Source organism: Variovorax sp. DAIF25, assembly GCF_050711835.1.
Classification (GTDB): Bacteria; Pseudomonadota; Gammaproteobacteria; order Burkholderiales; family Burkholderiaceae_C; genus Variovorax.
This window is the reverse complement of the sequence record NZ_CP136637.1, coordinates 1,101,953-1,116,528: the sequence shown is the minus strand read 5'-3', so window position 1 is coordinate 1,116,528 and position 14,576 is coordinate 1,101,953. Positions and strand designations below refer to the sequence as shown.

Here is a 14,576-nt window from a genome sequence, read left to right as displayed (position 1 = left end):
AGTATGGAAGGATTTTCCGGCCGGCGGCCCCTGGCGGGCGAATGTCCGTGGGGCGGCGGGCCCTTCGCCGCTTGTCGCGGGCAGGACGCCGGGGCTGCCCGGAACCGGGCGCAGCGGGTAGGATGCGCCGGCCTCGAGGCCGGCGCCGGACCGGTGCCCGATGGAGCAGCCCACCCCATGCCATACAACCCGGCGCTCGACGGTGTTCGAGCCCTGTCGATCCTCGCCGTCGTCCTGTTCCACTGCAACCTGCCGGGAATGAAGGGCGGCTTCGTCGGCCTCGACGTCTTCCTCGTCCTCTCGGGCTACCTGATCACCTCGCTGCTGGCGGCCCAGCAGCGCCAGGGCGGCATCGAGGTCGCCCGCTTCTACGCGCGGCGCGCGCTGCGGCTGTACCCGACCCTGCTGCTCGTGGTCGCGGCCTACCTCGTGCTGGCGCCCTGGCTCTGGCCCAGGGACGAGCGCTGGCTGTCCGCGGGGCTCGCCGCCTTCTACCTGTACGACTACGGGCTGGCGGCGTTCCGCGACCTCTCCTACACCATCGGCCACACCTGGTCGCTCGGCGTGGAGGAGAAGTTCTACCTGCTGTGGCCGCTGGTGCTGCCGCTGCTGCTGCGGACGCGGCGGCCGGTCGCATGGCTCGTGGCCGGCTTCGTCGTCGCCACCGCGTGGCGTTATCGGGTGGCCTTCACCGACGAATGGCCGCAGGCCTACTTCCGCTTCGACACCCGCCTGAGCGGCATCCTGCTCGGCGCGGTCGCGGCGCTGAGCCGGTGGACGCCCTCGCGCCCCGTGCTCGCGATCGCCTGCATCGCCCTCGCGGTCGATGCCTCGCTGCCCTCGTTGCCGTTCGCGGACCAGGTGGCCGCCGTGACCCTGCGAATCACCCTCGCGGACCTCTGTGCCTTCGTGCTCGTGAGCTACGCCGCCACGCATGCCGGGAGCGCCTTTCTCGCCGCGCGCCCCATGGCCTACATCGGGCGGCTCTCGTACGGCATCTACCTCTGGCACTTCCCGTTCGCGCTGCTGGTGCGCGACAGCCAGCCGCTGTGGATCACGGTGAGCGCCACGCTGCTGTTCTCGGGCGCGATGGCGGCGCTGTGCCTGCACGGGATCGACCTGCCGATCCGGCGCTGGCGCGAGCGCGCGTGGTCGTCCGGGCATGGCGCCGTAGCGCGCTAGGCGTCTGCGCGATAGTGTGTTGCCGCGCCGACGCCTAGGGCTTGCTCATCTCGCGATCGAGGTCCGCGTTGGTCTTGGCGAACAGGCGGGTGATGTCGAAGAACACTTCGCCGCGGCCGCCCCGTTCGTCCTCGGTGGTGAACACATCGTAGGTCGCGGCCGGGTCGGCGTTGCGAAGCGACTGGCGCACCGGTTTCAGCCGCTTCGCGGCCAGCCATTCGTATTCCTCTTCGATGAACAGGACGTGGATGGCGGAGGCCGGGGCCTTGCCATCGCCGCTGCCGGCGATGACCTGCTCGACCCCGAACAGCAGGGCATTGATCTCGCGCAGCTTCGCCACCTCGCCCGTCCGGCCCAGCAGGATGGCATAGGTGCGCAGCAGGCTCGGGGTCGGTATGTCCTCGATGGGCCGGATCGCCTCGAGCTCGCGCAGCGTGGCCAGGGCCTCGCGCGACCGGCCTTGCGCATCGAGTGCGCGCGCTGCCTTCACGAGCTTGGGAACGTCGCTGCGCAGCCGCAGGTAGGGGAGCGTGGCGTCGCCCAGGAAGCGTTCCCGCTGCTGCCGTGCGAGCGCAATGGAGGCCGACTGGGCGGGCGTCAGGCTGGCGGCCGGAACGGCGGTGAAGACATCGGCCCTGCGCGCCTCCTGCGCCTGCGTGCGGGCGTCGAGCTGCGCGAACAGCTGGCGCGCCGGCGCGCCCGGCGTCGGTTCCCGGTAGCTCACGAGCGCCAGGTTCTGCCCGTCGCGCGACAGCGTCCTGACGCCCTCGAAGCGAAGCTGCCGGGACTTGAGCCAGTCGACCATCTCGTTGTTCAGCACCACGCGTATCGGGTCGTCCGCGGAATCGCCCTTGCCGATGCCTTCCGCCAGCTGGGTGCGCAAGGCCTGCGCGAGCAGCCGGTGCTTCTGCGCCAGCTCGGCGTCGCCGAGCTTCTGGTAGTTCCAGTTCAACAGCGCCTGCACGGAGAAGCTCGGGAGCTCCTCGAGGGGCATGTACTTCCGCAAGGTCGACAGGCGATCGAGCGAGCCCCTGAAGTCGCCCGCGATCGAGAGCCGCTCGGCTTCGGCGACCGCCGTGCGCAGGTCGTCGGACAGCGCGGGCAGGTCGATGCCGCGCGCATCGAACAAGGCCTCGCGCCGGGCCTTCAGCGCGGCGACGGTCGGCGCTGCGGCCGCTGCGGCCACCGTCTCGGGTGGCGTGGATGTCGCTTGCGCCGCTGCCAGGCCACCAAGTGCCCCGAGCCACAGCGCCACGATCCATGGTGTTGCGAGTCTCATCGGTCCTCTCCTCCTTTTTTTCGGGGGGTGCTTCCTCGCGGTGGCGGCACGATCGTCCGCGACACCGGCACCCGCCGCCCTCAGCCCACGAAGTTCCCGCTGCTGTTCAGCAGGATCTGGCTGACCTGGTTGCTCGCGCGCGCGCCGCCCGCGAAATCGAAGCGCCAGCCGTCGAGGTCCACCGCGGCGCGGCGCTTGAACGCGGACAGCAGTTTCGCGCGCCCGGGCTCGGTGCCCGCGCCGGCGATGACGGCGCCCGCATAGCGGCCGCCGAGGTAGCCGGCAAAGCTGGTCGGCGAGGGGTCCTCGTCGAAGTAGCGCTGCAGGGCATTGCGGTAGCCGCGCACGATCGCCACCTTGCTGGTGCCCGGGTCCGGCACCACGCGCGTGAAGATGATCGGCACGCCCTTGCCGGGGCTCAGTTGCAGGAAGGTGTTGGTGTCGACGTCGGACAGGCACACCACGGTGCGCTGCACGCCCCGCCTGGCGAGCCCGCGCGTGAACAGGGCCAGCTCGATGGCATCGCCCGTGAACAGCAGGAAGTAGGGCGTGCTGGCGGGCAGCTGGCCGCCGAAGGCTTCGAGGTCGCGGCCCCTGGGCGCCGTCAGCACCTGCGCCTCGAGCTTGAGCCGCTCGGCGATCTGCGCCATGCCCGGCTGCAGCGCCGTGGCATGGGCGGCCGTCGGGTACACGATGCCGATCTTGGCCACGCCCATGGTCGCGAGGTTCTTGAGCACGTGCCGGATCTGGTCCTCGCGCGACGCGAACAGGGCGAACAGGTTCGGGTTCGCATCGAAGCGCGAGTCGGCGAGCCAGGGCGCGACATGCGCGATCTCGAGGCGGCCGCTTTCCGCATGCGCGAGGCTCGCGAGCGCGAGGCGTTCTCCCACGGTGCCCACCAGCGCCACCTGCGCGCTGTCCTCGCCGATGGCCTTGAGCGCGGCCTGCACGTCGGCGTCCGAGTCGCCGACCTCCACGGCCTTGAGCTGCACGTTGAGTCCCGTCGTGGCCTTGAGCTCCGCGAACGCGAGCCGGAAGCCGGTCGCATAGTCGCGCGACAGCGCCTGCTGGCTGGGCGACGTGTCCATGAGCTGCGCGACCCGGACCGCCGGCTGTTCCGTGGCGCGGGAACCCTGGGCGAAGCTGGCGCCGACGGACGACGCGAAGGCCATGGCCGTCGCACCACGGAGGACTTGGCGGCGGCTGGGGCGATGCAGGCTCATGCGGCCATGCTAGGGAGGATTTATGACATGGGCACGGATCACCGTGAGTCAGAGCTGATCGATCGCGCTGTCCGCCGAGGCGGCGGCGCCGAGCGCGAAGCGCTGCTGCGTGCCCACGTAGAAGCTCGCGCCGAAGCGGCCCACGGGTCGGTAGTCCTGCAGCTGCACGCGCCAGCGTTCCGTGTCCACGAGCCCGTCGCGCACCGCGAGCCATTTCACGCGGCCGAAGAACACGTAGCGGCTCTCGGTTTCCATCGTCTCGTGCAGCACGCATTCGAAGGCCACGGGCGCTTCGGCGATGCGCGGCGGCGCGACGCTGTTCGACGGGATCGCATGCAATCCGGCATGGGCGAGTTCGCTGGTTCCGCGCGGCAGCGAATCGCCACAGGCATGCATCTGCTCGGCCATCGCCTCGTCGGTCAGGTGCACGACGAATTCGCCAGTGCGCAGGATGTTGGCGGCCGTGTCCTTGATGCGGCCGTCGTGCAGGCGGTTGATGCTCACGAAGACCAGCGGCGGGTCTTCGCCCACCATGTTGAACATGCTGAAGGGCGCGGCATTGACCGTGCCCTCGGGCTCGAGCGTGGTGATCAGCGCGATCGGCCGCGGGACGATGAGGCTCGCCATCAGCTTGTAGCGGGCGTAGGGGGCCAGGGTCTGGAAGTCGATTTCCATGGAGGGGCGTCAGTTATTTAAGAAATTGCATGCAATTTATTTGATATTTTGCATGCGAATGGTGCATTCATTCGTGCTCGGGGCTTCATTGTTGTGCGGTGCGTGGTTCGGTGGATGCGGGAGGATCGGTCGATTTCATTGGGGAACTCAAGAAATTTCGCGGCCGGTGGCCCTTGGCATGAAGGATGCATGCGGCAAAGATCGTATGCAATCCGTGTTCCACCCTTTCTGAAGGAGTCGCCATGTCCGCTGCCCCGCTTCCGCCCCCGCGCGATCTCAGCCGTCGTACTTTCCTGCAAGCCGGCCTCGCCGCCGGCGCCGCGGCCGCCGGCGCGGCCTGGACCCCGGCCGATGCAGCGTCGCCCCAGGTGCTGAACTATCTCTCCTGGCCCGGCAATGCCGATCCCTACCTGATCGAGGCCTTCGAGAAGGCCCACGGCGTGAAGGTGCGCATCAAGGAATACGTGGGCGGCGACCAGATGATGGCCGTCATCAACCAGTCGCCGCCCGGCAGCTTCGATGTCGTGCTCGCGGACGCCGAGTACATGCACCTGCTGCACGAGGCCGACTTCATCGAGGCGCTCGATCCCGCCGACTATCCGCTCAAGGACTACTGGCCCGAGTTCCAGAAGTTCCCGCTGCACTGGTTCGACGGCAAGCTCTACGGCGTCATGACGGACTTCGGCTACCTGGGCCTGTCGTACAACACCAAGGCCTTCACGCCCAAGGAGGTGGCCTCCTATGCGGCGCTGTGGAGCGAGAAAGCCAAGGGCAAGGTCGGCCTGTTCGACTGGTACCTGCCGTCGATGGGCTCGATCAGCCTGGCCAACGGCAACCGCCCGCCCTTCGACATCGACAAGGCGCGCTTCGAGGCCGTGAAGAAGAAGCTCTTCAGCCTCAAGCCGCAGGCCTCGGGCTTCTACACCATCGCCGACATCTTCTCGTCGATGACCAATGGCCGCGCGCAGCTCGTGCCCGGCATCGGCGAATGGATCACGCTCGGGCTGCGCCAGAACGGCGTGCCGGTCGACACCATCATCCCGGAGGAGGGCGGGCTGCAGTGGACCGAGTCGCTGTCGATCGTCAAGGGCACGCCCAAGCGCGACCTCGCGCGCAAGTTCATCCAGTACACGACCTCGCCCGAAGGCCAGGTTCGCATGGCCACCAAGGCCGACAACAAGAAGAGCATTCCCTCGATGGCCGGCTGGAAGCTGCTCAACGAGACCAAGCCGAAGGAGGCCGAGATCCTGCGCATGACGCTCAAGGGGCCGAACGTGATGGACGAGTACAAGGCCAAGAAGATCCAGTTCCGCCAGTTGCCCTCGAAGCAATCGATCGAGGACTGGAACGACGCGTGGAGCCAGTTCAAGAGCCTCTGAGCGCGCGCACCATGAACGCCTCCTCCACGCCATCGATGGCGATCGCTCCCGTGCCCGCCAGAGGCCGTGCGAGCGCGCGCCGCGGTCCCTCGCCCAGGACGGTGCCGGTGCTGCTCGGCTTGCCCGTGCTGCTGTGGCAGCTCGTCTTCTTCGCTGCGCCGCTGCTGTTCCTCGTGATCGTCACCTTCTGGCAGGTGCGCTCCTTCAAGCTGCAGCCGGCGCTGTCGCTCGACAACTGGACGCGCATCCTCGGCGCTTCGAGCTTCCACCAGGCCGCGCTGCACAGCCTCGCGGTCTCGGCCACGGCCACGGTGCTCGCGCTGGCGATCGCATTTCCGGCCGCCTACACGATCGCGTTCCGGCTGCCCGCGCGCTGGCGCGACGCCGCGATCGCGGCGCTGCTGGTGCCGGTGTTCTCGAGCTACATCCTGCGCATCTATGCATGGCAGATCGTGCTGAGCCCCGAGGGGCTCGCGAACACGCTGCTGGGCGCGTTCGGCGTGCCTGCGCTGCCCTTGCTGGGTGGCGCGCTGTCGCTGCAGATCGGGCTGCTGACGTTGAGCCTGCCGGTGGCGGTGCTGATCCTGGTGTTCGCGCTCGGCGGCGTCGATGCCTCGCTGGTCGAAGCTGCCGAGAACCTCGGCTGCAGGCGGCTGCGCGTGGTGGGCCACGTGCTGCTGCCGGCCATCCGCCCGGCGCTGGTGCTCGCGGGTTCGACCACCTTCCTGCTGGCCTTCGGCGACTACGTGAGCCCGGTGTTCATGACGGGTAGCAATCCGCCGACCCTGTCGATCCTGATCGTCGACACCGTCAAGTCGGGTTCGCAATGGCCGCGGGCCTCGGTGATCGGCGTCTGCATGCTGGCGTTGCTCGGCCTCGTGCTGGGCCTGGCCCGGCGCCTGGGCGCGAGGAGCGCGGCATGAGCGCCGCGCCGGGCCGCCCCAAGCAAGCTCGCACCGCAGTGCGAAGCACGGAGGTACTTCAATGACCGGCATCGACCACGCACGCGCCAGGAAGATCTCGCGCGCCGCGCAGTACGCCTGGCTGGCCCTGCTGTTCGCCTTCATCGCGGCGCCGATGCTGGTCATCGTCGTGTTCTCGTTCGACGCGAACCGCTATCCCACGATCCCGTGGGGCGGCTTCAGCCTGCAGTGGCAGCGCGCGATCCTCGACGACGAGATGGTGCGCGATGCCTTCGTCAACACGCTGGTGGTCGCGCTCGGCACCGCGGTGCTCTCGACCGTGCTCGGCTTCGCGGCCGCCTACCTCGACCACCGCTATCGCTACCGCGGCAAGTCGGCCTTCGCGATGCTGGTGGCCATTCCGCCGGCCGTGCCGGCCACCATCCTCGGCATGGCGATGCTGGCCTTCCTGTCGCGCATCGGGCTGTTCGGCCGGCTCGAGGCCATCGTCGCCTGCCACGTGGCGATCGCGACCTCGTTCTCGATGGCGATCATCCGCCTGCGCCTCGGCGAACTGGGGCCCGACATGGAGCAGGCGGCCTGGAATATGGGCGCATCGCCGGCCACGGGGCTGGTGCGCGTCGTGATCCCGTTCTGCCGGTCGTCGCTGATCGCTTCCTTCTTCCTCGCGGCGGCGGTCTCGTTCGACGAATTCATGATCGCCTGGTTCGTCGGTGGCGTGCACGAGACCTTGCCGGTGCGCATCCTCAACCTGCTGCAGGGCCAGGTGAGTCCGAAGATCAACGCCATCGGCACCGTGGTGCTGGCGGTCAGCGTGGCGCTGGTGCTGCTCGCGCAGCGCTTCATGGGCGTGCGGGCCGGACGACCGGCCGCACGCATCGCAACCGAGTGAGACCAGGATGAACAACGACGCTTGTGTTTCGCTGCGCGCGCTCGACAAGCGCTTCGCGGGCCACCACGCCGTGCGCGGCATCGACCTCGACATCGCGGCCGGCGAGTTCGTCGCCATCATGGGGCCCTCGGGCTGCGGCAAGTCCACCACCCTGCGGCTGCTGGCCGGGCTGGACCAGCCCAGCTCCGGCGACATCCTGATCGGCGGGCGCAGCATGCGCGACGTGCCGGCCTACCAGCGCGACACGCCGATGGTGTGGCAGAGCCTGGCGCTGTTCCCCTTCCTCACGGTGGCCCAGAACGTGGAGTTTCCGCTGCGCATGAAGGGGCTGGGCGCCGAGGCACGGCGCAAGCGCGCGCTCGACTGGCTCGGCCGCATGGGGCTCGCCGGCATGGGCGACCGGCAGATCGCGCAGCTCTCGGGCGGCCAGCGCCAGCGCGTGGCCATCGCGCGGGCGCTGGTCACCGAGCCCTCGATCCTGCTGCTCGACGAACCGCTGAGCGCCCTCGATGCGCACCTGCGCGTGCGCATGCAGACCGAGCTCGCGCGGCTGCACCGCGAGCTGCGCATCACCTTCGTCTACGTGACGCATGCGCAGTCGGAGGCCTTCGCGCTGGCCGACCGGATCGTGATCATGAACGAGGGCCGCATCCAGCAGGTGGGCGCGCCGCAGGACGTCTACCGCGCGCCGGTGAACCCCTTCGTGGCCGACTTCATCGGCACCAACAACCTGCTGACCGGCACGGTGGGTGCGCTCGATGCCGAAGGTTGGGCGCGCGTCGATGGCGCGCTCGGCAGCTTCGCGGTGCCGGCGCGGCGCGCGCTGGACCGCGGCGCCGACGTGAGCTTCGTGGTGGCAGCCGACCGCGTGTCGCTCAGGCCGTCGGAGGCCGAGGCACCCGCGGGGGCTTCGCGCCTCGAGGGCGCCGTGCTGGGCCTGGAGTTCGTCGGCTCCACGCAGACGGTCTTCATCGAACTGCCGGGCGGGCACGAGTTCCGGGTCCAGAAGCAGCAGCACGAGATCGAGTCGCTCGAGCTCGCGCCGGGCCGGCGCGTGGGCCTGCATTGGGACCCCAGGCATGCGTGGCTGCTGCCGCGCAACGCCTGACGACCTATCAACTTTGGAGCAGCACACATGTACGAAGAGAGATTCATGCGCCAGGCGCTGGCCTTGTCCGCGCAGGCACTCGCGAAACCGGGCACCGAGCCTTTCGGTGCGGTGATCGTGAAGGACGGTCAGGTGGTCGGCGAGGGCTTCAACCATTCGGTCGCGCACTTCGACCCCACCTCGCATGGCGAGGTCGAGGCCATCCGCGATGCCTGCCGGCGGCTGCGGCGCGTCGACCTGTCGGACTGCGAGCTGTATTCGTCGTGCGAGCCTTGCGCGATGTGCGTGGCCGCGATGCGCGTGGCGGGCATCCGCCGGCTGTTCCATGCCGCCACGCTCGTGCAATCGGGCGCGGCCTTCGAGGGCCTGCCCGTGGCGGCGCGCCATCCCATCGACGTGGACGAACTGCGCCGCGTGGCCGGTGCCACGCTCGCCGAAGGCCTGACGCCCGCCGAGCAGCACCTGCCATGGGATGCGATAGAGATCCTCGAGGCCTGGGCGGCCCCGCGCAAGCTGCCGCAACCCTCCCGTTGAGCGGGGCACCGGCCCGGCCGCGGGCGCAATAATCGCGCTTCCCGATCCTTTCGCCACGCGACACCGAGCCCCGTGCCACCCTCCAGACGCCCGCCGAGCAACGCCACCGCCCCCGACGACAAGCTCGGCCGTACGCGGACCGAGACCGTGCACGAGGCCCTGCGGCTGGCCATCATCGAGCAGAGCCTCCAGCCCGGCGCGCGCCTGCCCGAGGACGCGATCGGCGAGAGCTTCGGCGCCAGCCGCACCATCGCACGCGAGGCGCTGGGCCGGCTCGCGGTGGAAGGCCTGGTCGAGCTCAAGCCCAATCGCGGCGCCTTCGTGGCCAACCCGAGCCTCGAGGAGGGCCGCGAGATCTTCCAGGTGCGCAACGGGCTCGAGCGCACGGTGGTGCAGACGCTGTCGGGCAAGCTCTCGGCGGCGCACGAGTCCACGCTGCGCTCGCACGTCGTCAAGGAGCAGCAGGCCTCGGGGCGCGACGCCGTGCGCTCGATGCGCCTGGCCGGCGAGTTCCATCTGCAACTCGCCGCGATGACGGGCAACCAGCTGCTCGAACGCTATGTGCGCGAGGTGGTCTCGCGCTGCTCGCTGATCCTTGCGACCTATGGCCGGCCGCATTCCAGCGAATGCGCCGTGACCGAGCATGCGGAGATCGTCGATGCCCTGGCCAAGGGCGATTTCGCAACGGCGGCCGACGTGATGCAGCGGCACCTCGAAGCGGTGGCCGACCGCGCGCTGCCGCCGATTCGCGCGGGCGTGGACATCCGGGACGTGCTGGCGCGCTATGCGTCGGCAACGGCGGATACGGGCCCGGACGCAGAGGCTGCGGCGGTTCCGGTGCCCAAGGCGAAGGGTGGCGGGCGCGAGCGCCCGCGGAAGAAGGGATAGGCGCTGCGGCACGGGCATCGAGCAGAAGATGCCCCCAGTCGATCGGACACGGGCAGTCAGATCGACTCGAAATATCGAGCGGTCGATTCGACATGAAAGCCGCTAACCCGTTGATTTGAAAGGCCCTTCCGCATGGCACACCGGTTGCGTTGAAAGCCTCGTCTTTTTTCAACACCACCCCGAGGTCCCATGCTCACCGCCACCCAGCGCGCCATCGTTTCGTCCACCGTGCCCCTGCTCGAACAGGGCGGCGAGGCGCTCACCACCCACTTCTACCGGATGCTGCTGGCCGAGCATCCCGAGGTGCGGCCCTTCTTCAACGAGACCCACCAGGCCAGGGGCGACCAGCCGCGCGCGCTGGCCAATGGCGTGCTGATGTACGCGAAGAACATCGACCGCCTCGAGGCCATGGGCCCGCTCGCGACGCAGATCGTCAACAAGCATGTGGCGCTGCAGGTGATGCCCGAGCACTACCCGATCGTCGGCGGCTGCCTGCTGCGCGCCATCCGCGACGTGCTCGGCGCCGAGGTCGCGACCGACGCGGTGATCGATGCCTGGGCCGCCGCCTACGGGCAGCTCGCCGACATCCTCATCGGCGCCGAGAAGCAGCTCTACGACGCGCAGGCCGCGGCGCCGGGCGGCTGGCGCGGCATGCGCGCGTTCACGGTGGCGCGCAAGCAGGCCGAGAGCGCCGAGATCGTCTCGTTCCATCTCGCACCGGCCGATGGCGGGCCGTTGATGGACTTCACGCCCGGTCAGTACATCGGCCTGTGCCTGCGGGTCGAGGGCAAGGACATCCGCCGCAACTATTCGCTGTCGGCCGCGCCGAACGGCCGCAGCTATCGCATCAGCGTGAAGCGCGAGCCCGGCGGCGTGGCCTCGAACCATCTGCACGACCACGTGCACGAGGGCGACACGCTGCAGCTGCTGCCGCCTTCGGGCGAGTTCACGCTGGCCGACAGCGCGCGGCCGCTGGTGTTGATCAGCGGCGGCGTGGGCATCACGCCCACGCTCGCGATGCTCGAGCAGGCACTGGCCACGCAGCGCGAGGTGGTGTTCATCCACTGCGCGCGCAATGGCGCGGTGCATGCGTTTCGCGAGCACATCGACGGCATGGCGTCACGGCATCCGGGGTTGAGCCGCTTCTATTGCTATGACGAGAGCGACGCGAGCGATGCCGCGCGTCCGCATGCGGTCGGCCGGCTCGACCGCGAGAAGCTCGCGGCCTGGCTGCCCGCGCACACGCGCGACGTCGATGCCTATTTCCTCGGGCCCAAGCCCTTCATGCAGCAGGTGCGGCGCGAGTTGCGCGCATGGGGCGTGCCCGATGCGCAGTCGCGCTTCGAGTTCTTCGGGCCGGCTTCGGCGCTCGAGTGAACCGCGCCGCGGTCAGCGGCGCGCAACGCCCAGTCGCTTCGCGGTGCGCGCGAGGTTGGCCGGATCGACCTGCAAGGCGCGCGCCGCGGCGGCCCAGCTGAAGCCGTGGCGCTCGAGCGCCTGCTCCACCATCGTCCGTTCGAACTGCGCCACGGCCTCGCGCAGGCCGGCCTGCGCGCCGGCCGCATCGCCGCCGGGGCTCGCGGCCGCAGGCTCGATCTTCGGCGCGGCCGCGGCCGGGCTGGCGAGCCCGAGGTCCTCGGCGCTCAGCGTGAGGATGCGCGGGCGCTGCGCATGCCGGCCCAACGCCTTGAGCACGCTGCGGCCCAGCAGGTGTTCGAGCTCGCGCACGTTACCGGGCCAGTCGTAGGCCAGCAGCGCGGCCTGCGCGCCCGCGTCGAGCCGCACGCCGCCCAGGCCCATGCGCACGCGCGCCTCCTCGAGGAAGAAGCCGCCGATCGGCAGTACGTCGCGCCCGCGTTCGCGCAGCGGCGGCACCTGCAGCGGGTAGACGCTGAGCCGGTGATAGAAATCGGCGCGCAGGCGGCCCGCGCGCACCTCCTCGGCCAGGTTGCGGTTGCTCGCGGCGATCACGCGCACGTCCACGCGGTGCTCGCGGTCGGAGCCCAGGCGCTGGATCTGGCCGTTCTGCAGCGCGCGCAGCAGCTTGGCCTGCACGGGCAGCGGCAGTTCCGCCACCTCGTCGAGGAACAGCGTGCCGCCGTCGGCGAGCTCGAACTTGCCGCGGCGGTCGGTCACCGCGCCCGTGAAGGCGCCGCGCACATGGCCGAAGAGTTCGCTCTCGACCAGGTTGTCGGGCAGGGCCGCGCAGTTGATGCTGACCAGCGGCCGCTTCGCGCGCGGCGAGGCCGCATGCAGCGCCTGCGCCACCAGTTCCTTGCCCACGCCGGTCTCGCCCTGGATCAGCACGCAGAGTTCGCTCGGGCCCGCGAGCGCGATCTCCCTGAGCAGCCGCTTGTGCGCGGCGCCATGGCCGATCAGCTGGCGCGGCGCCTGGCCGCCCGCGCGCGCATAGCTGTCGGCGCGCAGCCGTTCGTCTTCCACGCGCGCGGCCAGGCCCTCCATGCGCGCGGCCACCACCACGGTGGCGGCCGCGAGGCTCGCGAAGGCCTGCAGCACATCGAGCTCGACGCGCGAGAAGCGGCCGACCTCGAGCGCATCGAGCGTGAGCAGCCCCCAGGGCCGGCCGTCGACGCGCAGCGCGCAGCCCATGCAGTCGTGCACCGGCAGATGGCCCTGCACGCCCTCGACCAGTCCGTCGAAGGGATCGGGCAGCCCGCAGTCGGCCGCGAAGCGCACGGGGCCGGGCGCCTCGAGCAGCTGGGCGAAGCGCGGATGCTCGCCCGCGCGAAAGCGCCGGCCCAGCGTGTCGCGGCCGAGGCCGTCGACGGCCAGCGGCACCAGCCAGTCGCCCTCGAGCCGCAGCATCGCGGTGGCGTCGCAGGGCAGCAGGGCGCGCAGGGTCTGGAGCAGGCGGCGATGGCGTTCGGCCTCGGGCAGGTCCTGGGCCAGGTCGGCCATCAGGGGCAGCAGGGCGGTGAGCAGGCTGGGAGGCGTCATGGGGTGGCGGCCATTGTCGCGGCGCGTCGATGCACGCGGCGGCCGCAAGGCCACCTTGCTTAACATCCGCCCATGTCGAAGCTCCAGCTACGAATCGACCGCGCGGCACGCGAACCGGTCAGCGAACAGATCGCCGCGGGCCTGCGCGCGGCCATCCGCGAGGGCCGGCTCGCGCCGCGTGCGCGTCTGCCGTCGTGGCGCGACCTGGCCTCGCAGCTCGGCGTGGCGCGCGGCACGGTGAGCGCGGCCTACGAGCGGCTGCTCGATGCGCAGCTGATCGTCTCGCTGGGCGCGGCCGGTACCTTCGTCGCCGAGCACCTGCCGCCGTCGTCGCGTCCGCGCGAGGTCGCGGATGCGGCCGGGCCATCGGTGCCCGGTGGCAGCATCCCGAGCTTTCCCGGCCGCTCGGGCATCTTCCAGATGGCGAACCCGGCGCAGGACCTGTTCCCGGCCAAGGTCTGGGCGCGGATCATGACCAGCGCGGTACGCGCCACCTCGCATGCGCGGCAGATCAATCCCGATCCGCGCGGCGAGCTCGCGCTGCGCAGCGAGATCGCGGCCTACCTCTCGCTTGCGCGCGGGCTGCCGTGCACGGCAGCGCAGGTCTTCGTCACCACCGGCTATGCCGGTTCGCTCTCGCTCGCGGTGCAGGCGCTCGGGCTGCGCGGCACCTCGGCCTGGACCGAGGACCCCGGCTATCCGACCACGCGCCGCTGCCTGCATGCGCTCGGCGTGGAGCCGCTGCCGGTGCCGGTCGATGCCGAAGGCCTGGTGGTCGACGAGGGCGTGGCGCGCGCGCCCGATGCGGCGCTGGCCGTGGTCACCGCGGGGCAGCAGGCACCGCTCGGCGTGGCGCTGTCGGCGCGGCGGCGGCAGGCGATCCTCGCCTGGGCCGAGCGCGCGCGGGCCTGGGTGGTGGAGGACGACTACCTCGGCGAGCTGCAGCTCGGCGCCCGCGCCGCGCCCTCGCTCGTGGCCGCGGGCGACGACGCGCGCGTGCTGCACGTGGGCACCTTCAGCAAGACCATCAGCCCGATGCTGCGGCTCGGCTTCCTGGTCGTGCCGGCGGCGGAGGTCGAGCGCTTCGCGCGCCATGCGGCGGTGGTGCCACCGGCGCCGGCGCCGCTGGTGCAACTGGCGGTGGCGGCCTTCCTGCGCGACGGTCATTTCTTGCGCCACCTGCGCCGCACCCGGCAGGTCTATGCGCAGCGGCGCGCGGCGCTGGTCGCCTGTCTCGATGCCGCATCGGCCACCTACATCGCCGCGGGCCTGACCGTGCTGCTGCGCCTCGCACCGGGCGTGTCGGACCTGGCGCTGGCGCAGTCGCTCGCGGCGCACGGCCTGACGCCGGTGCCGCTGTCGCCGTGGTACGCGCAGCCCGGGCCCGAGAACACGGGGCTGCTGCTCGGCGTGGCGGACCTGCGCGTGGAGATCGCGGCCGAGACCTGCGCGCGGCTGCTGACGCTGGTGCAGCAAGGCTGAGTGCGCCCCGTGATGGGCCGCGATGGTCCATCCGATCCACCGATTCTTGGCAC

At 70.5% G+C, this 14,576-nt stretch carries 13 protein-coding genes; 9 read left to right on the top strand and 4 right to left on the bottom strand.

Features of this window, described 5'->3' with window-relative positions; all coding sequences use genetic code 11:
* Nucleotides 1-177: 177 nt before the first annotated feature.
* Nucleotides 178-1,182 (top strand): acyltransferase family protein, encoded by a 1,005-nt coding sequence (locus R0232_RS39370; protein ID WP_431514559.1) that lies wholly within the window; start codon nt 178-180, stop codon nt 1,180-1,182.
* Between the two features lie 34 nt (nt 1,183-1,216).
* On the opposite strand, the gene R0232_RS39365 is transcribed toward R0232_RS39370, so the two are convergent.
* The 3 genes from R0232_RS39365 to R0232_RS39355 form a co-directional block, all read right to left on the bottom strand.
* Nucleotides 1,217-2,461 (bottom strand): hypothetical protein, encoded by a 1,245-nt coding sequence (locus R0232_RS39365; protein ID WP_431514558.1) that lies wholly within the window; start codon nt 2,459-2,461, stop codon nt 1,217-1,219.
* A gap of 80 nt (nt 2,462-2,541) precedes the next feature.
* Entirely contained in the window at nt 2,542-3,684 is a 1,143-nt protein-coding gene (locus R0232_RS39360; RefSeq protein WP_431514557.1) for an ABC transporter substrate-binding protein, read from the bottom strand.
* Between the two features lie 48 nt (nt 3,685-3,732).
* The gene (locus tag R0232_RS39355; protein WP_431514556.1) at nt 3,733-4,359 is read right to left on the bottom strand and encodes a flavin reductase family protein; all 627 of its coding nucleotides are present in this window, start codon (nt 4,357-4,359) and stop codon (nt 3,733-3,735) included.
* Between the two features lie 242 nt (nt 4,360-4,601).
* Between R0232_RS39355 and R0232_RS39350 the strand changes: the two genes are divergently transcribed.
* The 7 genes from R0232_RS39350 (at nt 4,602) to hmpA (ending at nt 11,460) form a co-directional block, all read left to right on the top strand.
* Complete coding sequence (locus R0232_RS39350) at nt 4,602-5,738, top strand: ABC transporter substrate-binding protein (protein WP_296786563.1); 1,137 nt, start codon at nt 4,602-4,604, stop codon at nt 5,736-5,738.
* An 11-nt stretch (nt 5,739-5,749) separates the two neighbouring features.
* On the top strand, nt 5,750-6,661 hold the full coding sequence (locus R0232_RS39345) for an ABC transporter permease (RefSeq protein WP_431514555.1): 912 nt from the start codon (nt 5,750-5,752) through the stop codon (nt 6,659-6,661).
* Nucleotides 6,662-6,722: 61 nt separating this feature from the next.
* Entirely contained in the window at nt 6,723-7,553 is an 831-nt protein-coding gene (locus R0232_RS39340; protein ID WP_208510784.1) for an ABC transporter permease, read from the top strand.
* 7 nt (nt 7,554-7,560) lie between these two features.
* The gene (locus R0232_RS39335; RefSeq protein ID WP_431514554.1) at nt 7,561-8,661 is read left to right on the top strand and encodes an ABC transporter ATP-binding protein; all 1,101 of its coding nucleotides are present in this window, start codon (nt 7,561-7,563) and stop codon (nt 8,659-8,661) included.
* Between the two features lie 27 nt (nt 8,662-8,688).
* The gene (locus R0232_RS39330; protein ID WP_208510782.1) at nt 8,689-9,195 is read left to right on the top strand and encodes a nucleoside deaminase; all 507 of its coding nucleotides are present in this window, start codon (nt 8,689-8,691) and stop codon (nt 9,193-9,195) included.
* A gap of 72 nt (nt 9,196-9,267) precedes the next feature.
* Nucleotides 9,268-10,083: a GntR family transcriptional regulator gene (locus tag R0232_RS39325; protein WP_431514553.1), complete on the top strand. Its 816-nt coding sequence runs from the start codon at nt 9,268-9,270 to the stop codon at nt 10,081-10,083.
* Between the two features lie 189 nt (nt 10,084-10,272).
* The gene (gene hmpA / locus R0232_RS39320; protein ID WP_431514552.1) at nt 10,273-11,460 is read left to right on the top strand and encodes an NO-inducible flavohemoprotein; all 1,188 of its coding nucleotides are present in this window, start codon (nt 10,273-10,275) and stop codon (nt 11,458-11,460) included.
* Nucleotides 11,461-11,472: 12 nt separating this feature from the next.
* Here hmpA and norR read toward each other — a convergent pair whose 3' ends face one another.
* The gene (norR, locus tag R0232_RS39315; protein ID WP_431514551.1) at nt 11,473-13,041 is read right to left on the bottom strand and encodes a nitric oxide reductase transcriptional regulator NorR; all 1,569 of its coding nucleotides are present in this window, start codon (nt 13,039-13,041) and stop codon (nt 11,473-11,475) included.
* 72 nt (nt 13,042-13,113) lie between these two features.
* Here norR and R0232_RS39310 point away from each other — a divergent pair, with 72 nt between their 5' ends.
* Nucleotides 13,114-14,523: a PLP-dependent aminotransferase family protein gene (locus R0232_RS39310; RefSeq protein ID WP_431514550.1), complete on the top strand. Its 1,410-nt coding sequence runs from the start codon at nt 13,114-13,116 to the stop codon at nt 14,521-14,523.
* Nucleotides 14,524-14,576 lie beyond the last annotated feature (53 nt).